General features: G+C 63.1%; 16 protein-coding genes. 13 read left to right on the forward strand and 3 right to left on the reverse strand.

The genetic code is table 11. The annotated features are described in order from the left end of the window. Window positions 1–32: 32 nt before the first annotated feature. Window positions 33–1784 carry an NAD+ synthase gene (locus ABIE49_RS36975; protein ID WP_192740446.1) on the forward strand — a complete coding sequence of 584 codons (1752 nt, stop codon included), beginning with the start codon at window positions 33–35 and terminating at the stop codon, window positions 1782–1784. On the opposite strand, the gene ABIE49_RS36980 is transcribed toward ABIE49_RS36975, so the two are convergent. Next, window positions 1785–2987 carry a DUF2865 domain-containing protein gene (locus tag ABIE49_RS36980; RefSeq protein ID WP_192740445.1) on the reverse strand — a complete coding sequence of 401 codons (1203 nt, stop codon included), beginning with the start codon at window positions 2985–2987 and terminating at the stop codon, window positions 1785–1787. A gap of 168 nt (window positions 2988–3155) precedes the next feature. Then, the gene (locus ABIE49_RS36985) at window positions 3156–3464 is read right to left on the reverse strand and encodes a hypothetical protein (protein WP_192740444.1); all 309 of its coding nucleotides are present in this window, start codon (window positions 3462–3464) and stop codon (window positions 3156–3158) included. Window positions 3465–3751: 287 nt separating this feature from the next. Here ABIE49_RS36985 and cysS point away from each other — a divergent pair, with 287 nt between their 5' ends. The 4 genes from cysS to ABIE49_RS37005 all read left to right on the forward strand — a co-directional run bounded on the left by cysS (window position 3752) and on the right by ABIE49_RS37005 (window position 7896). Then, window positions 3752–5167 carry a cysteine--tRNA ligase gene (gene cysS / locus ABIE49_RS36990; RefSeq protein WP_192740443.1) on the forward strand — a complete coding sequence of 472 codons (1416 nt, stop codon included), beginning with the start codon at window positions 3752–3754 and terminating at the stop codon, window positions 5165–5167. 117 nt (window positions 5168–5284) lie between these two features. Beyond that, window positions 5285–5794 carry a GNAT family N-acetyltransferase gene (locus ABIE49_RS36995; RefSeq protein WP_192740442.1) on the forward strand — a complete coding sequence of 170 codons (510 nt, stop codon included), beginning with the start codon at window positions 5285–5287 and terminating at the stop codon, window positions 5792–5794. Further along, window positions 5791–7389: a citramalate synthase gene (gene cimA / locus ABIE49_RS37000; protein ID WP_192740441.1), complete on the forward strand. Its 1599-nt coding sequence runs from the start codon at window positions 5791–5793 to the stop codon at window positions 7387–7389. The genes ABIE49_RS36995 and cimA overlap by 4 nt, the downstream gene beginning before the upstream one ends. 129 nt (window positions 7390–7518) lie before the next feature. Beyond that, window positions 7519–7896, forward strand: a complete 378-nt coding sequence (locus tag ABIE49_RS37005; RefSeq protein WP_192740440.1) for a VOC family protein — start codon at window positions 7519–7521, stop codon at window positions 7894–7896. A 12-nt stretch (window positions 7897–7908) separates the two neighbouring features. On the opposite strand, the gene ABIE49_RS37010 is transcribed toward ABIE49_RS37005, so the two are convergent. Beyond that, window positions 7909–8514 (reverse strand): LOG family protein, encoded by a 606-nt coding sequence (locus ABIE49_RS37010; protein WP_192740439.1) that lies wholly within the window; start codon window positions 8512–8514, stop codon window positions 7909–7911. 213 nt (window positions 8515–8727) lie between these two features. On the opposite strand from ABIE49_RS37010, the gene ABIE49_RS37015 reads away from it, so the two are divergent. The 8 genes from ABIE49_RS37015 (at window position 8728) to ABIE49_RS37050 (ending at window position 18388) form a co-directional block, all read left to right on the forward strand. After that, window positions 8728–10674, forward strand: a complete 1947-nt coding sequence (locus ABIE49_RS37015) for an ABCB family ABC transporter ATP-binding protein/permease (protein WP_192740438.1) — start codon at window positions 8728–8730, stop codon at window positions 10672–10674. Between the two features lie 57 nt (window positions 10675–10731). Continuing rightward, on the forward strand, window positions 10732–11433 hold the full coding sequence (locus ABIE49_RS37020; RefSeq protein WP_192740437.1) for a phosphatidylserine decarboxylase: 702 nt from the start codon (window positions 10732–10734) through the stop codon (window positions 11431–11433). 79 nt (window positions 11434–11512) lie between these two features. After that, the gene (locus ABIE49_RS37025) at window positions 11513–12397 is read left to right on the forward strand and encodes a CDP-alcohol phosphatidyltransferase family protein (protein ID WP_192740436.1); all 885 of its coding nucleotides are present in this window, start codon (window positions 11513–11515) and stop codon (window positions 12395–12397) included. A 142-nt stretch (window positions 12398–12539) separates the two neighbouring features. Next, the gene (locus ABIE49_RS37030; RefSeq protein WP_192740435.1) at window positions 12540–13259 is read left to right on the forward strand and encodes an RraA family protein; all 720 of its coding nucleotides are present in this window, start codon (window positions 12540–12542) and stop codon (window positions 13257–13259) included. Between the two features lie 157 nt (window positions 13260–13416). Beyond that, complete coding sequence (locus tag ABIE49_RS37035) at window positions 13417–14385, forward strand: tripartite tricarboxylate transporter substrate-binding protein (protein WP_192740434.1); 969 nt, start codon at window positions 13417–13419, stop codon at window positions 14383–14385. A 297-nt stretch (window positions 14386–14682) separates the two neighbouring features. Continuing rightward, entirely contained in the window at window positions 14683–15456 is a 774-nt protein-coding gene (locus ABIE49_RS37040) for a motility protein A (RefSeq protein ID WP_192740433.1), read from the forward strand. Window positions 15457–15489: 33 nt separating this feature from the next. Continuing rightward, window positions 15490–16317, forward strand: a complete 828-nt coding sequence (locus ABIE49_RS37045) for an OmpA/MotB family protein (RefSeq protein ID WP_192740432.1) — start codon at window positions 15490–15492, stop codon at window positions 16315–16317. Window positions 16318–16489: 172 nt separating this feature from the next. Then, a complete protein-coding gene (locus ABIE49_RS37050; protein WP_192740431.1) occupies window positions 16490–18388 on the forward strand; it encodes a potassium transporter Kup in 1899 nt (632 codons plus the stop codon). Window positions 18389–18540 lie beyond the last annotated feature (152 nt).

Here is an 18540-nt window from a genome sequence, read left to right on the forward strand (position 1 = left end):
AAGTTTCGGCGTGTGCAGGGCACCATTGGCGTATGAGCGAACCGAAATTCACAATTACCCTGGCGCAGTTGAACCCGATCGTGGGCGACGTCTCCGGCAACGCCGCGAAAGCGCGCGCCGCGCGTGCAAAGGCGAAGGCCGACGGCGCTGATCTGCTGGTGCTGCCGGAATTGTTCATCACCGGCTATCCGCCGGAAGACCTGGTGCTGAAGCCGGCGTTCCAGGCGGCCTGCCGCGCCGCGATCGAGGAGCTGGCGCGCGAGACCGCGGGTGGTGGTCCGGCTGTCCTGATCGGCACGCCGTGGGTCGAGGACGGCAAGCTCTATAACGCCTGCGCGCTGCTCGACGACGGCCGCATCACGGCGCTGCGCTTCAAGGCCAATCTGCCGAACTACGGTGTGTTCGACGAAAAGCGCCTGTTCGCGCGCGGTCCCGCCGCGGGGCCGGTGACGGTAAAGGGTGTCCGGGTCGGCGTCCCCATCTGCGAGGACATCTGGCTCGAAGAGTCAGAAGAATATGAAAACGTCGTCGAGTGCCTCGCCGAGACCGGCGCGGAAATTCTGGTGGTGCCGAACGGCTCGCCATACGCGCGCGACAAGAACGATCTGCGGCTCTCGATCGCGGTCGCCCGCGTCACCGAGAGCGGGTTGCCGCTGGTCTATCTGAACCAGATCGGCGGGCAGGATGAACTGGTGTTCGACGGCGCGTCGTTCGCGCTCAACGCCGACCTTTCGGTCGCGACGCAAATGCCGGCGTTCGAGGAAAACATCACGACGCTGATTTGGACCAAGGGCGCCGACGGCTGGCGCTGCAATGGACCGGTGGTGCCGCTGATCGAAGGCGACAAGGGCGATTACGCGGCGTGCGTGCTGGGCCTGCGCGACTACGTCCGCAAGAACGGCTTTCCGGGCGTGCTGCTCGGCGTCTCCGGTGGCATCGATTCTGCGCTGTGCGCGGCGATCGCGGTCGATGCGCTCGGCGCGGAGCGTGTCCGCGGCGTGATGCTGCCGTTCCGCTTCACCGCGCAGGTCTCGCTCGACGATGCGGCAAAGCTCGCGACTGCATTGGGCTTCCGCTACGAGGTGCTGCCGATTGCGGACGCCGTGAACGGGTTCGAGAAGATATTGTCCGGCACCTTCGCCGGCCTGCCGCGCGACATCACCGAGGAAAACCTGCAGGCGCGCACCCGCGGCACACTGCTGATGGCGATTTCGAACAAGACCGGCGCTATGGTGGTCACGACCGGCAACAAATCGGAAATGTCGGTCGGCTACGCCACGCTCTATGGCGACATGAACGGTGGCTTCAATCCGATCAAGGACATCTACAAGACCGAAGTGTTCCGGCTGTCGAGCCTGCGCAATGAATGGAAGCCGGACGGCGCGCTGGGACCGTCGGGCGAGGTCATCCCGGTCAACATCATCGTCCGCCCGCCCACCGCGGAATTGCGCGAGAACCAGACCGACCAGGATTCGCTGCCGCCCTACGAGATACTCGACGGCATCCTGGAACGGCTGGTCGAGCGCGAGGAGCCGTTGGCCTCGATCATCGCGGCGGGTTTCCCGGCCGATGTGGTGACGCGGATCGACCGGCTGCTCAACATCGCCGAATACAAGCGCCGGCAGGCGGCGCCGGGAGTGAAGGTTACGGAAAAGAATTTCGGCCGCGACCGCCGCTATCCCATCACCAACCGTTTTCGCGACAACGGCAAGGCGCTGCCGGCGCCCGACGAGAAACTGGTCGCTCGCGCGGGGCGCGCCTCGGCTGATGTGTTCGACGGGTAATTACTGTTTCGGCGGGATGAAGGTCGGCCCAACGGTGCGGATCTGCTTCTTCTCGTCCGTCGCGCCGGTAGACTCGGCGGCAGGCGCCGGAGGTGCAGGAGCGGGCGCGGCGGCCGTCGTGCCTGCCGGTGCCGTGCCTTTCTTGGCGACGGGGGCCGTCTTCTGCTGAGGCATCGCGCGCTGCTGCATCCGCTTCGCGCTCTCTTCGGTGACGATGATGTCGCCCTGCTGTTCGGCGGCGGCCTTCTCGTCGATCGATTTCAGCGCATCCGACCAGGTCTGGCCCGCGGCTTTGCAGGCGCAGGACGGGTTGAACTCGGTGCGGAATTTGAAGGCGTTGGGCAGCGACGAGTAAGGCTGGCCGCTGACCGAGACCGCCTGGTTGATGTCTTCGCCGGGATTACGATAGGTGAACAGCGAGGCTTCCGTCGCCGGGCACAGCGCCTTGCAGGTCCTCTCGTCGTCCTGGAAGCGCGCCTGGTAGGTGGCGAACGAGACCGGGAAATAGGCGCCGTCGCAGGTGCGCACGCAGACCGTGCGGAACGTGCCGGATGGCGCACCGAGATCGGCGCTCGGTGGAGGGATGGTGTTGTTGCCGAACAGATTGTCGATGAAACTGCCCCCGCTGCGCGCGGCAGCAGCGTATTGCTGGCCGCAATTGTTCTGCGCCAGCGCCGTCAGCACCGAACGGCGCTGGTTTTCGCGGTCGGCGCCGCCGATGCCGCCTGAGCGCAACCGCTCGAGGCTGGTCGTCATCTGCTCGAGATTGGCGCGCATCTGCTGGATCTGGTTATTGACCGGCGCGCACTGCGCCGACTGGCCGTTGAATAGCGAGAAGAAGCCGGAACTTTCGCAGCCCATCCGCTTCGCTTGCATCGTGACGCGGTCAAGCTCGGCCTGCTGTTTGGTTGCCGCATCCTGATAGCGGCGGATTTGTTCTTCCTTGGCGGGATCGCCGCCGCTGGCGCCGCGATCGACGGCCGCCAATTGTCCTTCAAGCCGGACGCAGATCGGGTTGGCTTGCGCGCCCTGCTGCTGCGGAGGCGGCGCTGCTCCGGGAGGCATTTGTGCGAGCGCGTCCATGTTGGATTGTGCGGGATCGGCTTGTGCGACCGCAGCCGAATCCGTCGCGGCGATGCCAGCTAGCAGCACGGCGCAGGTCAAAATCCACCGGGAGAAGGGAGTAGTCAGCGTCAGGGGCATGTCCAGCCATCGATAACGAATCCGCGCGGCTTTATAGCCGAAAAGGCGCGGCCAAGGCGGCATGGTGCGGCCGAGGCCGCATCTGATAGCTGCTTCTCGGGGCAGCGTCACGTCGTTTCCGCGGCGCCGGTGTGGCAATGCAGCAACGGCCCGTTGCGGCGATCCGGGTCAGCGCTGGCAGGTAATGGCGACGTATTCGTCACAACCGCTGCCGGTACACCTGTCGTTTCCGCCCCTCTGCACCGATCCGGTGATTTCATCGGGATCGACACGGCGGTAGGCGGTGGCGGAAGCAAATTCGCGTGACTGGCAATAGGAGCGGGCGGCATGGGCGCCGCATTTGTCACCTTTGGCGAGGCACTGGTCGATGCCGTAGCCGTCGGCCTGATTGGCAATGATGAAAACGCGGCTGTCGGCATAAGCGGCCGAGGCGGTGAGCAGGAATGCACTGGTAAAAAATGCTGCTGAAATTCGCATGGGGCACCCAATAAGGAAAAGGGATCGCCGCTCTCAGATAAGCCCAAAGTCTTAATAATGATTAACCATGAGCCGGTTGCCGGGCATCTAGCGGCGAATTTGGCTCACAAACGGCCGCAGGCGGGCCTTGACGGCATCCCCCGGGCTGGGACATGGTGGAACCATGAACGGTTTCCTCGCCATCTGCAGCATTTGCCGCGAGATTATTAGCTAGCGATTCGCTGGCTGAGGCCGTCTTTTCTCAAAATGAGATCACTGGACGCCCGGCCGCAAGGTACGGGATTCCCATGCAACTACGCCTCTACGATACGTTGACCAAGGAGAAGCGGCCGTTCACGCCGCTCGATCCCGATAATGTCCGCATGTATGCCTGCGGACCGACGGTCTATGACTTCGCCCATATCGGCAACGGTCGCGCCGCGATCGTGTTCGACGTGCTGTTCCGCGTGCTGCGCCATCGCTATGGCGCCGATCATGTGACCTATGTACGCAACATCACCGACGTCGACGACAAGATCAACGTGCGCGCCGCGCGCGACTATCCCGGCGTGCCGCTGAACGAGGCGATCCGCAAGGTCACGGAAACCACCTATCAGCAGTATCAGGACGACGTCACCGCACTTGGCTGCTTGGCCCCGACCGTGCAGCCGCGTGCGACCGAGCATATCCCGGAGATGCGGGCGATCATCGAGAGACTGGTTGCCGGCAGCTTTGCCTATGCCGCCGAAGACCACGTGCTGTTCTCGCCGCAGGCCATGAACGCCGCAAATTCGGTGATGCCGCGCTATGGCGCCTTGTCGAGGCGCTCGCTCGACGAGATGATCGCCGGCGCACGCGTCGACGTCGCGCCCTACAAGCGCGACAACACCGACTTCGTGCTGTGGAAGCCGTCCAAACCGGGTGAGCCGTCGTGGCCGTCGCCGGCCGGTATCACCGTGGAAGGCCGCCCGGGCTGGCACATCGAATGCTCGGCGATGGCCTGGAAACATCTCGGCGAGAAATTCGACATCCATGGCGGCGGCATCGACCTGGTGTTTCCGCACCATGAGAATGAACTGGCGCAGACCTGCTGCGCCTTCCATTCCGACCGCATGGCTGAGGTCTGGATGCACAACGGATTCCTGCAGCTTGAGAGCGAGAAGATGTCGAAATCAACAGGCAACTTCTTCACGATCCGCGAGATGCTGGCCGATTGGCCGGGCGAGGTGCTGCGCTTGAGCATGCTCAAGACGCACTATCGGTCGCCGCTCGACTGGACCACCAAGGGGGCGGAAGAAAGCGCCAGGACGCTGGACGATTGGTACGCCGTCGCAGCCGACGCCGACGCCGGAGAGCCGGCGCCGGCCCTGACCGAAGCCCTCTATGATGACCTCAACACGGCGCAGGCCATGGCGGTCTTGCACGGCCTGCGCAACGCAGCGGCGTCCGGTGGGAAGCGCGAACGCGGCGAGTTTGCCGCGTCACTTCGGCTACTCGGCTTCCTGTCCGTGAGCGCGGCCGACTGGAAAGGTCGGAAACAGCAGGCGAGCGGCATCGATGCAGCGCAGGTCGATCGGCTGATCGTTGAACGCGCCGCCGCGCGGGCGCGTAAGGACTTCAAGGAGTCCGATCGGATCCGTGACGAACTCGCCGCGATGGGCGTTGTCATCAAGGACGGTAAAGACGCCGACGGCAAACCCGTGACCAGCTGGGAGATTGCGTGATGACCAGACCGGATACGCCTTTCCCAAAACACTGGCGCTACTACATCTTCATCAAATGGGCCGTGATCGTTGCGGCGGTCGTGCTCGTGCTGAGATTGTTCGGAGTGTTTTGACGCAATGGGACAGTCGCTGCCCAAACCTGCACTACGGCCGTTTCTTGCGGCGGATACCCCTGTCGTGGCGGCGATCTTCGTTGCCGCGATCCAGGAACTGACCGGCGACGATTACAGCGAGGCGCAACAGGAGGCCTGGGCGTCGGCGGCCGATGATGAGGAACAATTCGGCAAGAAGCGGGCCGGTGAATTGACCCTGATCGCGACGCTGCAGAATTCGCCGGTCGGGTTTGCTTCCCTGAAGGGCGCCGATCACATCGAGATGCTCTTCGTGCACCCCAGCGCGGTGGGGCAGGGCGTCGGCGCCATGCTGTGTGACGCGCTGGAAAAGCTTGCCGGTGCGCGCGGTGCCAAGATTCTTACCGTTGACGTCAGCGACAACGCGCAGGAATTCTTCCTGAAGCGCGGTTACGTCGCCATGCAGCGCAACACCGTCACCATCAACGGTGAATGGCTCGCCAATACCACGATGCAGAAGACGCTGGCCGAGGCCGCGCCGGGAGCGCCACAATGAGCCGCGAACGCCTTTATCTGTTCGACACCACGCTGCGCGACGGTGCCCAAACCAACGGCGTCGACTTCACGCTGCATGACAAGCAGATCATCGCCGGCATGCTCGACGAACTCGGCATCGACTATGTCGAAGGCGGCTATCCCGGCGCCAATCCGACCGATACCGAATTCTTTGCGACCAAGCCGAAGCTCGACCATGCGCGCTTCACCGCGTTCGGCATGACGCGGCGTCCCGGCCGCTCGGCGTCGAACGATCCGGGGCTGGCGGCACTGATCGAGGCCAAGGCGGATGCGATCTGCTTTGTCGCGAAAGCCTCCGCCTATCAGGTGCGCGTCGCGCTCGAGACCACAAATGAGGAAAACCTTGCCTCGATCCGCGACAGCGTGAGCGCCGCCAAGGCCGCCGGCCGCGAGGTGATGGTGGATTGCGAGCACTTCTTCGACGGCTACAAGGAGAATTCGGAGTTCGCGCTGGCCTGCGCCAAGGCGGCCTACGAGTCCGGCGCGCGCTGGGTCGTACTGTGCGACACCAATGGCGGCACCATGCCGCATGAAGTCGAGACCATCGTCGGCGACGTGATCAAGCACATTCCCGGCGGTAACGTCGGCATCCACGCCCATAACGACACCGAGCAGGCGGTCGCCAACTCGCTCGCGGCGGTGCGCGCCGGGGCGCGGCAGATCCAGGGCACGCTGAACGGGCTCGGTGAGCGCTGCGGCAATGCCAATCTCTGTTCGCTGATCCCGACCTTGCGGCTGAAGAATGAATTTTCGGACGCCTTCGAGATCGGCGTCACCGATGAAAAGATGGCGACCTTGATGAAGGTGTCGCGGACGCTCGACGACATGCTGAACCGCGCGCCGAACCGCCACGCAGCCTATGTCGGCGAAAGCGCCTTCGTGACCAAGACCGGCATCCACGCCTCCGCGGTCATGAAGGACCCGCACACCTATGAGCACGTGCTGCCCGAACTGGTAGGCAACCATCGCAAGGTGCTGGTGTCCGATCAGGCCGGCCGTTCCAATGTGATGGCTGAACTCGACCGCGCCGGCATTCCTTACGAGAAGAGCGACCCGAAGCTGGCGCGGCTGGTCGAGGAGCTGAAGGAGCGCGAGGCAGCCGGTTACGCCTATGAGTCCGCCAACGCGTCGTTCGATCTTTTGGCGCGGCGTACGCTCGGGCGGGTGCCCGAATATTTCCGGGTCGAGCAGTTCGACGTCAATGTCGAGCAACGCTACAATTCCAACGGCCAGCGCGTCACGGTGGCGCTCGCGGTGGTGAAGGTCGATGTCGCCGGCGAGCGGCTGATCTCGGCCGCGGAAGGCAATGGCCCCGTTAACGCGCTCGACGTCGCGCTGCGCAAGGACCTCGGCAAATATCAGAAGTACATCGAAGGCCTGAGGCTGATCGATTATCGCGTGCGTATCCTCAATGGCGGCACGGAAGCGGTGACGCGGGTGCTGATCGAGAGCGAGGATGAAAACGGCGATAGCTGGATCACGGTCGGCGTGTCGCCCAACATCATCGACGCTTCGTTCCAGGCACTGATGGATTCGGTGGTCTACAAGCTGGTGAAATCAGGCGCGCCGGTGTGAGGCTTAGGCGTCGACTCTATCAATCGTCATTGCGAGGAGCGTAGCGACGAAGCAATCGATACTTTCTCCGCGGCACGATGGATTGCTTCGCTTCGCTCGCAATGACGTTGAGAAATTGGGGGCTCATTCATGCTCGATCACGTCTCCGTCGGCGTTGCCGATCTCGAACGCGCGGCGCGCTTCTATGAACCGACACTTGCCGCGCTCGGCCTGACACAGCTGGTGACGCGCCCCGCGACCATCGGCTTCGGCAAAACCTATCCCGAATTCTGGATCAATCTGCGCGCCGGCATGTCACCGATCGCGCCGGAGAGCGGCGTTCATATCTGCCTGCGGGCGCGCTCCACTGAAGCTGTCGATGCCTTCCACGCCGCGGCGCTCAGCGCCGGCGGCCGTTCCGATGGTGCACCGGGCATCCGCGCGCACGATCGCGTGAAATACTACGCGGCCTTTGTGATCGATCCCGACGGCAACCGCATCGAGGCGGTGACGTTTCCGAGTGAGTGAAGGCGCAAGCCGCTACAGCCGTCGCGCGACGTCCGGCGCCATCTCCTGGGTGCCCGCGGGCGCAAGGGCTGCGGCGGCGCGCAGACGCGGCAGGACGTCCTCGACGCGTTCGGCCTTCAGAACCTCGACGTCCAGGGCAGGGCGGATGAACTGATTGGCGCGCATATGCGTCAATAGCGCGATCAGCGGCTCCCAGAAATCGTCGATGTTGGCGAGCAATACCGGTTTGGTGTGCCGGCCGAGCTGTTGCCAGGTCATCTGCTCGACAAGTTCCTCCAACGTGCCGACGCCGCCGGGAAGGGCGACGAATGCGTCGGAGCGTTCGAACATCAGCCGCTTGCGCTCGTGCATGTCAGGCGTGACGACCAGTTCGGTAAGGTTCGGATTCATGCGCTCGCGGTTGGCAAGAAAATCCGGAATGATCCCGGTCACGGCGCCGCCGTGATCCAGCACGGATTTGGCAACCGCGCCCATCAGGCCCACCGATCCGCCGCCATAAACGAGGCGGATACTGTTCTCGGCGAACACCTTGCCCAGCGCGATCGCAGCTTCCACGAAACGGGGGTTCGAGCCGGAGCCGGAGCCGCAATAGACGCAGACAGTTTTGATTTGGTTCATGCAATTTATGTGGCACTGCAGCGTAGAAAGCTCAAGTCCGAGAATATACTGCCACAGCGGTTTTGAACCCGAAATACGGGCAAACCGGAGAAAGTTTTGCCTTTCAAGGCTGTACGCGGCGTTTAAACGCTCTATATGACGAGCAGAATGACGATCAACGGAAACCATGTAACGGCGAACGGGCGCGCCATCAGACTTTTGGGCGCTTGATCCATGGCCGACACTGATTCGCGAGCCGACGAAGCGCCACTGCCCGATAGCTCCTCCCTCGAAAAGGCGACCCTGATCGGGACGCTGGCGCATCTGTGGCCCTATATCTGGCCCGGCGACCGCGCTGACCTGAAAATGCGCGTGGTCTGGTCGATGGTGCTGCTGCTGGTCGCGAAGCTCGCGACGCTGACGGTGCCCTTCACCTTCAAATGGGCGATCGACGCGCTCAACGGCCACGGCAGCGCGCCGGTGGAACCGTCGAACTGGACGCTGTGGCTGATCGCGTCACCCTTGCTGATGACCGCAAGCTACGGCGCGGTGCGGGTGCTGATGGCGGTGCTGACGCAGTGGCGCGACGGCATCTTCGCGCGCGTTGCGATGCATGCGGTGCGCAAGCTCGCCTACATCACCTTCGTGCACATGCACGAGCTGTCGCTGCGCTTCCACCTCGAGCGCAAGACCGGGGGACTGACCCGCGTGCTGGAGCGCGGCCGCACCGGCATCGAAGTGATCGTGCGGATGGTGATCCTGCAACTGATCCCGACCATCGTCGAGGTGTCGCTGTTGATGGCGGTGCTGCTGTGGCAGTTCGACTGGCGCTACGTGCTGGTCACCGCGGTCACGGTCGTGATCTATATGTACTACACCTACGTCGCGACCGAATGGCGGATCGAGATCCGCCGCAAGATGAACGATTCCGACACCGAGGCGAACACCAAGGCGATCGACTCGCTGCTGAACTACGAGACCGTGAAATATTTCAGCGCCGAGCAGCGCGAGGCCGCGCGCTACGACCGCTCGATGGAGCGCTACGAGCACAACAGCGTGAAGACCTACACGTCGCTGGCGGTGCTCAACACCGGGCAGGCGGTCATCTTCACGCTCGGTCTCACCGCGACCATGCTGATGTGCGCGATCGGCGTGCGCAACGGCACCAACACCGTCGGTGACTTCGTCATGGTCAACGCCATGATGATCCAGTTGTACCAGCCGCTCAATTTCATGGGCATGGTCTATCGCGAGATCAAGCAGGCGGTGATCGACATCGAGAAGATGTTCAGCGTGCTGTCGCGCAACCCTGAAATCAAGGATATCCCGGGCGCCGTGCCGCTGGTGGTCGGTTCGGGCAATGTGCGTTTCGAAGACGTGCGGTTTGCCTATGACCCCGAGCGTCCGATCCTGAAAGGCCTCAGCTTCGAGGTGCCGGCGGGCAAGACGGTTGCGATCGTCGGGCCCTCGGGGGCGGGCAAGTCGACGATCTCGCGGCTGCTGTTCCGCCTTTACGACGTCTCCGGCGGCCAGATACTGATCGACGGTCAGGACATCAGGAACGTCACCCAGGCGTCGCTGCGCGCCTCGATCGGCATGGTGCCGCAGGATACCGTGCTGTTCAACGACACCATCCGCTACAACATCCGCTACGGCCGCTGGGACGCCAGCGATGCGGAGGTGGAGGAGGCCGCGCAACTGGCGCAGATCGACAGTTTTATCCGGATGTCGCCGCTGGGATATGAGACCCAGGTCGGCGAACGCGGACTGAAACTGTCCGGTGGCGAGAAGCAGCGCGTCGCGATCGCGCGCACCGTGTTGAAGGCGCCGCCGATCCTGGTGCTCGATGAGGCGACCTCGGCGCTCGACAGTCATACCGAACATGAAATCCAGGAATCGCTCGAGCGGGTCTCGCGCGGCCGCACCTCACTGGTGATCGCGCATCGGCTCTCGACCATCGTCGGCGCAGACGAAATTATCGTGCTGGATCAGGGCCGCATTGCCGAGCGCGGCACGCACGCCCGGCTTTTGGCTTCCGGCGGACTTTATGCCAGTATGTGGAACAGGCAGCGCGAAGCCGAGGAGGCGCGGGAGAAACTCGCGCAGATCGACGACGACAACGAGGCGCCCAACCGCACCCCGCCGCCGGTCCAGGACCCTCTGGTCACCGCTGCGGAATAATTGAAATACAGCTCGATCCCGAAGGAACGGGACCGGGCCAGCCAATAGTGAGCCTCGATGTCGATTGCCAATTCCATCCGCGCGCAAATCCCGCCGATCCATCCCGAAGGCTATCCCTTCATCGGCGGCTTTGCGCTTGCAAGCCTCGTCCTGTTCTGGATCTGGACGCCGCTCGGCTGGATCGGCACGATCCTGACGGTATGGTGCGCGCTTTTCTTCCGCGACCCCGTGCGTGTCACCCCGGTACGCGAAGGCATCGTGGTGTCGCCGGCCGACGGGCGGGTCTCGATGATCTCTCAGGTGTTGCCGCCGGCCGAGCTTGGTCTCGGCGACCGGCCGCTGCTGCGCATCTCGATCTTCATGAGCGTGTTCAACTGCCACGTGAATCGCAGTCCGGTGGCAGGCCGGATCGACCGTATCGCCTACCGGCCCGGCACGTTCATCAATGCCGAACTCGACAAGGCCAGCGAGGACAACGAGCGCAACTCGCTGGTGATCTCGACCGCCGGCCATGGCCGCATCGGTGTGGTCCAGATCGCAGGCCTGGTGGCGCGACGTATTGTCTCGTTCGTGCGCGAGGGGCAGACGATCGGCGCCGGCGAGCGGTTCGGCCTGATCCGGTTCGGCTCGCGGCTCGACGTCTATTTGCCCGAAGGCGGCAAATCGCTGGTTTCCGAGGGCCAAACCGCGGTCGCCGGCGAGACCGTGCTTGCCGATCTCGGCGGCGCCAGCGAGCAGCGGACCTTCCGCGCCGATTAACCATCCGAATGGCTGAGGCGCCTGCCGGCCGCCACAATGGCGGCGCAGGCTGGCGCTTGCTATATATTGGCGAGCCATGATGACACCCGATCCCAAATCTCCGGAAATGCGCCGTCGCCGGTTTCGTCCGATTCCGATCCGGATGCTGGTGCCGAACTTCATCACGTTGCTGGCGATCTGCGCCGGGCTGACGGCGATCCGGCTGTCGATCGAAGGCCGCATGGAACTCGCGGTTGCCGCGATCGTGTTCGCGGCAGTGCTGGACGGGGTCGACGGCCGCGTCGCGCGCATGATCAAGGGCCAGTCAAAATTCGGCGCCGAACTCGACAGCCTCGCGGACTTCGTCAATTTCGGTGTCACGCCTGGCCTGATGCTGTATTTCTGGCAGTTGCATGATCTCGGCAATGGCGGCTGGATCGCGGCCATGGTGTATGCGATCTCGGGTGGCCTGCGGCTGGCGCGGTTCAACGCCAGCATCGACGATCCGAACAAGCCCGCGTTCGCAGCAAATTATTTCACCGGCGTCCCGGCGCCGCTCGGTGCGCTGACCGTGATGCTGCCGATCTACCTGGTGTTTTTGGGCGTCCCGCAGCCGCCGGCCTTGCTGACCGCGTTCTATACGCTGCTGATCGGATTCCTGATGGTGTCGCGGCTGCCGGTGCTTTCCGGCAAGACCGTGCGTATGCGCGTGCCGCCGGAAATGGTGCTGCCGGTTTTCGTCTCGGTGGTGTTCTTCATCGCGCTGCTCGTGAGCTATCCCTGGTACATTCTGTCGGTCGGGACGGTCGTGTATCTCTTGACCCTGCCGTGGGGCTGGAAAACCTATCGCGACCATGAGCGAAACGCCGCTGCCGCGCTGGCGGCTGCGACCACCGATGCCGCCGCTCCCGTAGGTCCCGCGCCCGCATTCCCGGCGGCTCCCGCCGAAGCCGAGCATGACGACCGCCCGGCGCGGCTGAACTGAGCGGCCACGCGACTTCCGTTATATCTGCCAAGATAGCTGCCATGAGCGCTGGCCGAGTTGGGTTCGAACCCGATCTCGGCTATAGGGCTTAGCGATATCCGGCTGTCCAGAATTCCGGCCCAAAAATCAGGAGAGAAACGCAGTGACCCAGTCCGCTTCCGCCCCGCTACCGGCTTCCGTGCTTGAAGCGCTGGCCCGCTACGACACGCCGACGATCTGCAATGCGATGGAGATCGTGGCGCCTGAGCGCCGGCTGATCGGCTACACGACGAAGCCGCTGGTCTGCCCGTTTCCCAATCTGCCGCCGATGGTCGGCTATGCCCGTACCGTGTCGATCCGCTCGGTGCTCAAATCAGGCCTTCCGGCCGACGAGCAGGCAAAGCGCCGCATCGCCTATTATGAATATGTCGGCACCGGCTTTGGTCCGCGCATCACCGTGATCCAGGATATCGACGGCGCCGACGTCGGCTATGGTGCGTTCTGGGGCGAAGTGCAGAGCAACGTGCACAAGGCGCTCGGCTGCCTCGGCGTCATCACCGATGGTTCTATCCGGGACATCCCGCAATGGGCGCCGGGCTTCCAGGCGCTGGCCGGATCGATCGGTCCGTCGCATGCCTGGGTGCATGCCGAGAGTTTTGGCGGCGAAGTGCGCGTCGCCGGCATGACGGTGCATTCCGATGATCTGATCCATGCCGACCAGCACGGCGCGATCGTGATTCCGATCGATATCGCCGCCAAGATTCCGGACGCCGCCGAACTCTGCGGCCGCCGCGAGACGCCAATCCTGGATATCGCGCGCAGCCCGGATTTCACGCTCGAGAAACTGAAAGAGGCGCTGAAGCGGTCGGCCGAGATTCACTAGAGCCGGTTCGGTTCTGATTAAATCAGAACCGGGCTCTGCCTTTTTGTTTTGACGCGTTTTCTTGATGCGAACCGGTGTCCACTTCGCTTGAAAACGCTCTAGCGACAACAAGCCACCGGCAAAAAGCCGGGGTGATCAACAGACGAGGGGAAACGTCATGAGAGCCTTTTGGGCGGCGCTGTCATTGCTTGTCATTGCCGGCGTCGCGGAGGTCGAGGCGCAGACCTATCCGTCGCGGCCCATCACGCTCGTCGTGCCCTTTCCACCGGGCGGATCCACCGACGCCGCCGCCCGGATCATGGCCGAGCGGATGCGCGCAACGCTCGGCCAATCGATCGTGATCGAAAATGTCGGCGGTGCCGGCGGCAGCATCGGCGTCGGTCGTGTCGCCCGCGCGGCGCCGGATGGTTACACCTTCGACATCGGGCAGTGGGACACCCATGTTGGCAGCATCATCTACAAGCTCGACTATGATCTCGAAAAGGATTTCGAGCCGATCGCGCTGATATCAAACAATCCGCAGCTGATGGTCGCCAAGAAGAATCTGCCGGCGAACACGCTTGGCGAACTCGTCACCTGGATGAAGGCCAATCCCGACAAGATCAATTTCGTCAACCAGAACGCGGCCGCCAATGTCACCGGGGTCATGTTCGAGAAGCTGACCCAGCAGAAGGTGCAGTTCATTCCCTATCGCGGCGCAGGACCGGCGATGACCGATCTCGTCGCAGGTACGGTGGATCTTCTGGTTGTGCAGGGTGCGGTGGCGCTGCCGCAAATCCGTGCCGGCGCGATCAAGGCGCTGGCCAATCTGTCGGTGGCGCGCTCCGCCTCGATGCCTGATATCCCGACGGCGGACGAGACCGGCGTGCCCGGACTTTATATGTCGGGCTGGTTCGGTTTCTGGGCGCCGAAGGGGACGCCAAAGGACATTATTGCCAAGCTCAACGCGGCAACCGTCGAGGCGCTGGCTGATCCGGCGATCCAGAAACGCTTTACCGAGCTGGGGCTCGACGTCGCCCCGCGCGCGCAGCAGACGCCGGAAGGACTGGCCGCATTCCAGAAGGCCGAGATCGACAAATGGTGGCCGATCATCAAGTCCGCCGGGATCGGCGTACAGGCGCAGTGAACTTGACCGAGCGAGTTGATCGATTGAACTGACTGCTCCTGCGCTCCGCGGTGGCCGGCGCATTATGGTTAGCGAAAGGTTGCGATCGCGCCGGGGCCCTGATCCGGCAAATGGCGCCGATATTCGACGGATTCCTGCGCCCCGGGACGCCGGCCCTCGCAATTGTACGGCACGGCCGCGGCTTAACCTTTACGCGTCTTTAACAGCGCCGACGTAGGGTTCAATTGGCGCGGCCCCGTATCGGGCGCGCCACCGTCCAGGACGGGCAGGTCGTTCGCGTACGCGTCGGAGTTCAGAATGGATATCACCACGCTCATTGGCCTGGTCGCCGGCGCCATCGTGCTGTCGACGCTGATTTTGATGGGTGGCGATTTCCGGATGTTCTACGACATCCACGCCGTCATCATCATTTTCGGCGGCTCGTTCGCGGCGACGCTGATCCGGTTTCCGCTCAGCGCGATCCTGCATGGCATGCCGCTCGGCGCCAAATTCGCCTTCACGATGAGCCGTCTGTCGGCGCGCGACCTGGTCGATGAACTCGCCCGTATCGCCGAAATCGCCCGCAAGCAGGGTCCGGTCGGGTTGGAAAAGGTCGATACTAACGAGCCGTTCCTCGCCAAGGGAATCCGCTACGTCGCCGACGGTTACGACCTCGAATTCATCCGCGACAACCTCGAGCGCGATCGCGACAATTTCCTGATGCACCTGAACGAAGGTTCGAAGATCTATCGCGCCATCGGCGATTGCGCGCCGGCGTTCGGCATGATCGGCACGCTGCTCGGCATGGTGCAGATGTTCTCGAACATGCAGGATCCTTCCAAACTCGGTCCCTTCATGGCCGTCGCCTTGCTGGCAACGCTCTACGGCGCGCTGGTCGCAAACCTGATCTGTCTGCCGATCGCCGACAAGCTGCATGGCAAGCTGCTCGACGAGGAGACCAATCGCACGCTGATCATCGACGGCATCCTGATGATCCGGGATTCCAAGAGCCCGGCGCTGGTGCGCGAGATGCTGCTGGCCTATCTGCCCGAAAAGCATCGCCACGAGGAAGGCGAACTGGCGCCGGCCTGACCCTTCGGCAGCATCCAGGCGCGGACATAGAGCATGGCCAAGAAAAAACGCGAAGAGGCACATGGCGGTCACGGCTGGTTCGTGACGTTCGCCGATCTGATGGCGTTGCTGCTGGCCTTCTTCGTGATGCTGGTCGCGTTCTCCAGCCAGGACAAGGACAAGCTGAAGATCGTTGCCGGCTCGATGCGGGAAGCGTTCGGGGTGCAGACCGAAGTACGCTATTCCGGCATCGTCGAATCCGACGGTCTGCCGACGCGGCCGAAGCTGAAGAACACCGCCCATATTTCGCCGGAGGACTCCTCCGCCACGCCGACCCCGGACGACAAGGAGCGTTCCCGCGAAAGCGGCGCTCGCATTACGGTCGATCGTGAGTTCGCGCTGGCTTCGGCGTCGTTGCGGCAGGCGTTGCAGGACCTCCCGGAACTGACCGAGATGTCCAAGCACATCATGTTCGAGGAGACCAGCCAGGGCCTCAATCTCGAGATCGTCGATCAGGAAGGGCGGTCGATGTTTGCCGATGGCTCCAAGGTGCCCCATGACCGCACCCGCCGCCTGATCCAGAAACTCGCGGTTCCGCTGAAGGCGACGCCGCTGCGGTTGTCGATCGTCGGCCATACGGCGGCAGGCTTCCTGCCGGCGCGAAGCGACTATGGCGCGTTCGATCTTTCTGCCGATCGCGCCAACACGGTACGTCAGATTCTGGAGCGCGAGGGCCTGCCGCCATCGCACGTCTTTGCCGTATCCGGCAAGGCCGATAGTCAACCGCTGTTTCCCGATGATCCGACGTTGCCGGCAAACCGTCGCGTGACCATCACATTAATGCGCGAAAATCCACCGCTTCCACCTGGTCTGAAGCCATAATTCGTCGCAACTACTATCTTACCTCTCGATTGGTGCGATGAAATTTGCTTTGCTTGGGTGCCGCATCCCCAGCGGTGCTATGCTCGCCGATGATTGACAGGCGACGCAGAAGCGTCGATAGCCGCCCGGATCAAATAACTGAGCAAATAACTGAGAGCGTGTTTCCCGCGTCATGACTGTCAGCGCCACATCCACCGAGGCCCATGAGGGGCAGGTCACCTCAGGCTTTTGGGCCCTGACACTGGGCAGCATCGGCGTGGTGTTCGGCGACATCGGCACGTCGCCGCTGTATGCCTTTCGCGAAGCCGTAACCCATGCGGCTGCGGGCGGGCCGGTGTCGCGCGAAATCGTGCTCGGCGTACTCTCGCTGATCCTGTGGTCGCTGTTCATCGTCGTGACGGTCAAATACGTGCTGCTGCTGCTGCGCGCCGACAACCATGGCGAGGGCGGCACGCTCTCCCTGATGGCGCTGGGGCAACGGGCGCTGGGCCGGCGCAGCTGGGTGTTGATGGCGCTCGGCGTCGTTGGCGCCTCGATGTTCATCGGCGATTCCATGATCACGCCGGCGATTTCGGTGTTGTCGGCGGTCGAAGGTCTCAAGCTCGTCGCGCCGGCGCTCGACCATTATGTCGTGCCGCTGACGATATTCATTCTGGTGCTGTTGTTCTCGGTGCAGAGCAGCGGAACCGCGCGCGTCGCGTCGGCGTTCGGACCGGTCATGGTGGTCTGGTTCGCCACGCTGACGATTTTGGGCCTCATCCACATCAGCGACGATCCTACCGTTTTGCAGGCGATCAATCCCTATTACGCGATCCAGTTCGTGCTTTCGCACGGCATGATCGGACTGGTGACGCTGGGCCTGGTGTTTCTGGCGGTGACCGGCGGCGAGGCGCTCTATGCGGACCTCGGGCATTTTGGACGCAAGCCGATTCAGGCCGGATGGTTCTATCTGGTGATGCCGGCGCTTCTGATCAATTACTTCGGGCAAGGCGCCCTGGTGCTGTCAAATCCGACGGCGATCGTAAGCCCGTTCTACCGGCTGGCCCCCGAAATCCTGCTGCTGCCGCTGGTGGTGCTCGCGACGGCGGCCACGGTGATCGCGAGCCAGGCGGTGATCACGGGCGCCTATTCGCTGGTGCGGCAGGCAGTGCAACTCGGCCTGTTGCCGCGGTTCGAGGTTCGTTACACCTCCGAGACCCATGCCGGGCAGATCTACCTGCCGCGGGTCAACCGGATGCTGCTGCTCGGCGTGATCCTGCTGGTGCTGTTGTTCCGCACCTCGAGCGGATTGGCGTCGGCCTACGGCATCGCCGTCTCCACCACGATGGTCGTCGACGGCATCATGGGCTTTGTCGTGATCTGGAAATTGTGGAACTGGCGCGCGGCGACAGCGGCCGCGTTGATCCTGCCGCTCGTCGTGGTCGATATGGCGTTCTTCACCGCCAACCTGTTGAAGCTGCTTGAGGGCGCCTGGGTGCCGCTGCTGTTCGGGGTCGCGATGGCGGTGATGATCTGGACCTGGCGCCGCGGCGCGGCGATCCTGATCGCAAAGACGAGGCGCATCGAGGTGCCGCTGATCGACCTGATCAAGAGTCTCGAAAAGCGTCCGCCGCACATCGTCAAGGGCACCGCGGTGTTCCTGACCAGCGATCCGAATTTCGTGCCCACGGCGCTGCTGCATAATCTCAAGCACAACAAGGTGCTTCACGAGCACAACGTGATCGTGACGATCGAGACCGCACAGACGCCGCGCGTCGATCCGGCCGAACGCGTCAAGATGGAGACCATCAGCGAAAAATTCGCCACCGTGCGGCTGCGGTTCGGCTTCATGGAATCGCCGAACGTGCCCAAGGCGCTGGTGATCGCCCGCAAGCTCGGCTGGCAGTTTGACATCATGGCGACCTCGTTCTTCGTCTCGCGGCGCTCGCTGAAGCCGTCGGCGCAGTCGGGAATGCCGCAATGGCAAGACCACCTGTTCATCGCCATGAGCCGATCGGCCAACGATGCCACCGACTATTTCCAGATCCCGACCGGTCGCGTCGTCGAGGTCGGCACTCAGGTAACCATCTGATTATCTGACGAAATATTGGCCCGTCAGCCGCCTGGAACCCATGCGCGGAATGCATATCGGAGGCCTGAATTCAGGCTAACCTATGCATTCACGACAGGAGTATAGGCCTGCACTTCCTTATTGTGCAGTGCGGCAAAAACCGGGGCCTGTCT

The organism is Bradyrhizobium sp. OAE829 (assembly GCF_040546575.1).
GTDB lineage: Bacteria > Pseudomonadota > Alphaproteobacteria > Rhizobiales > Xanthobacteraceae > Bradyrhizobium.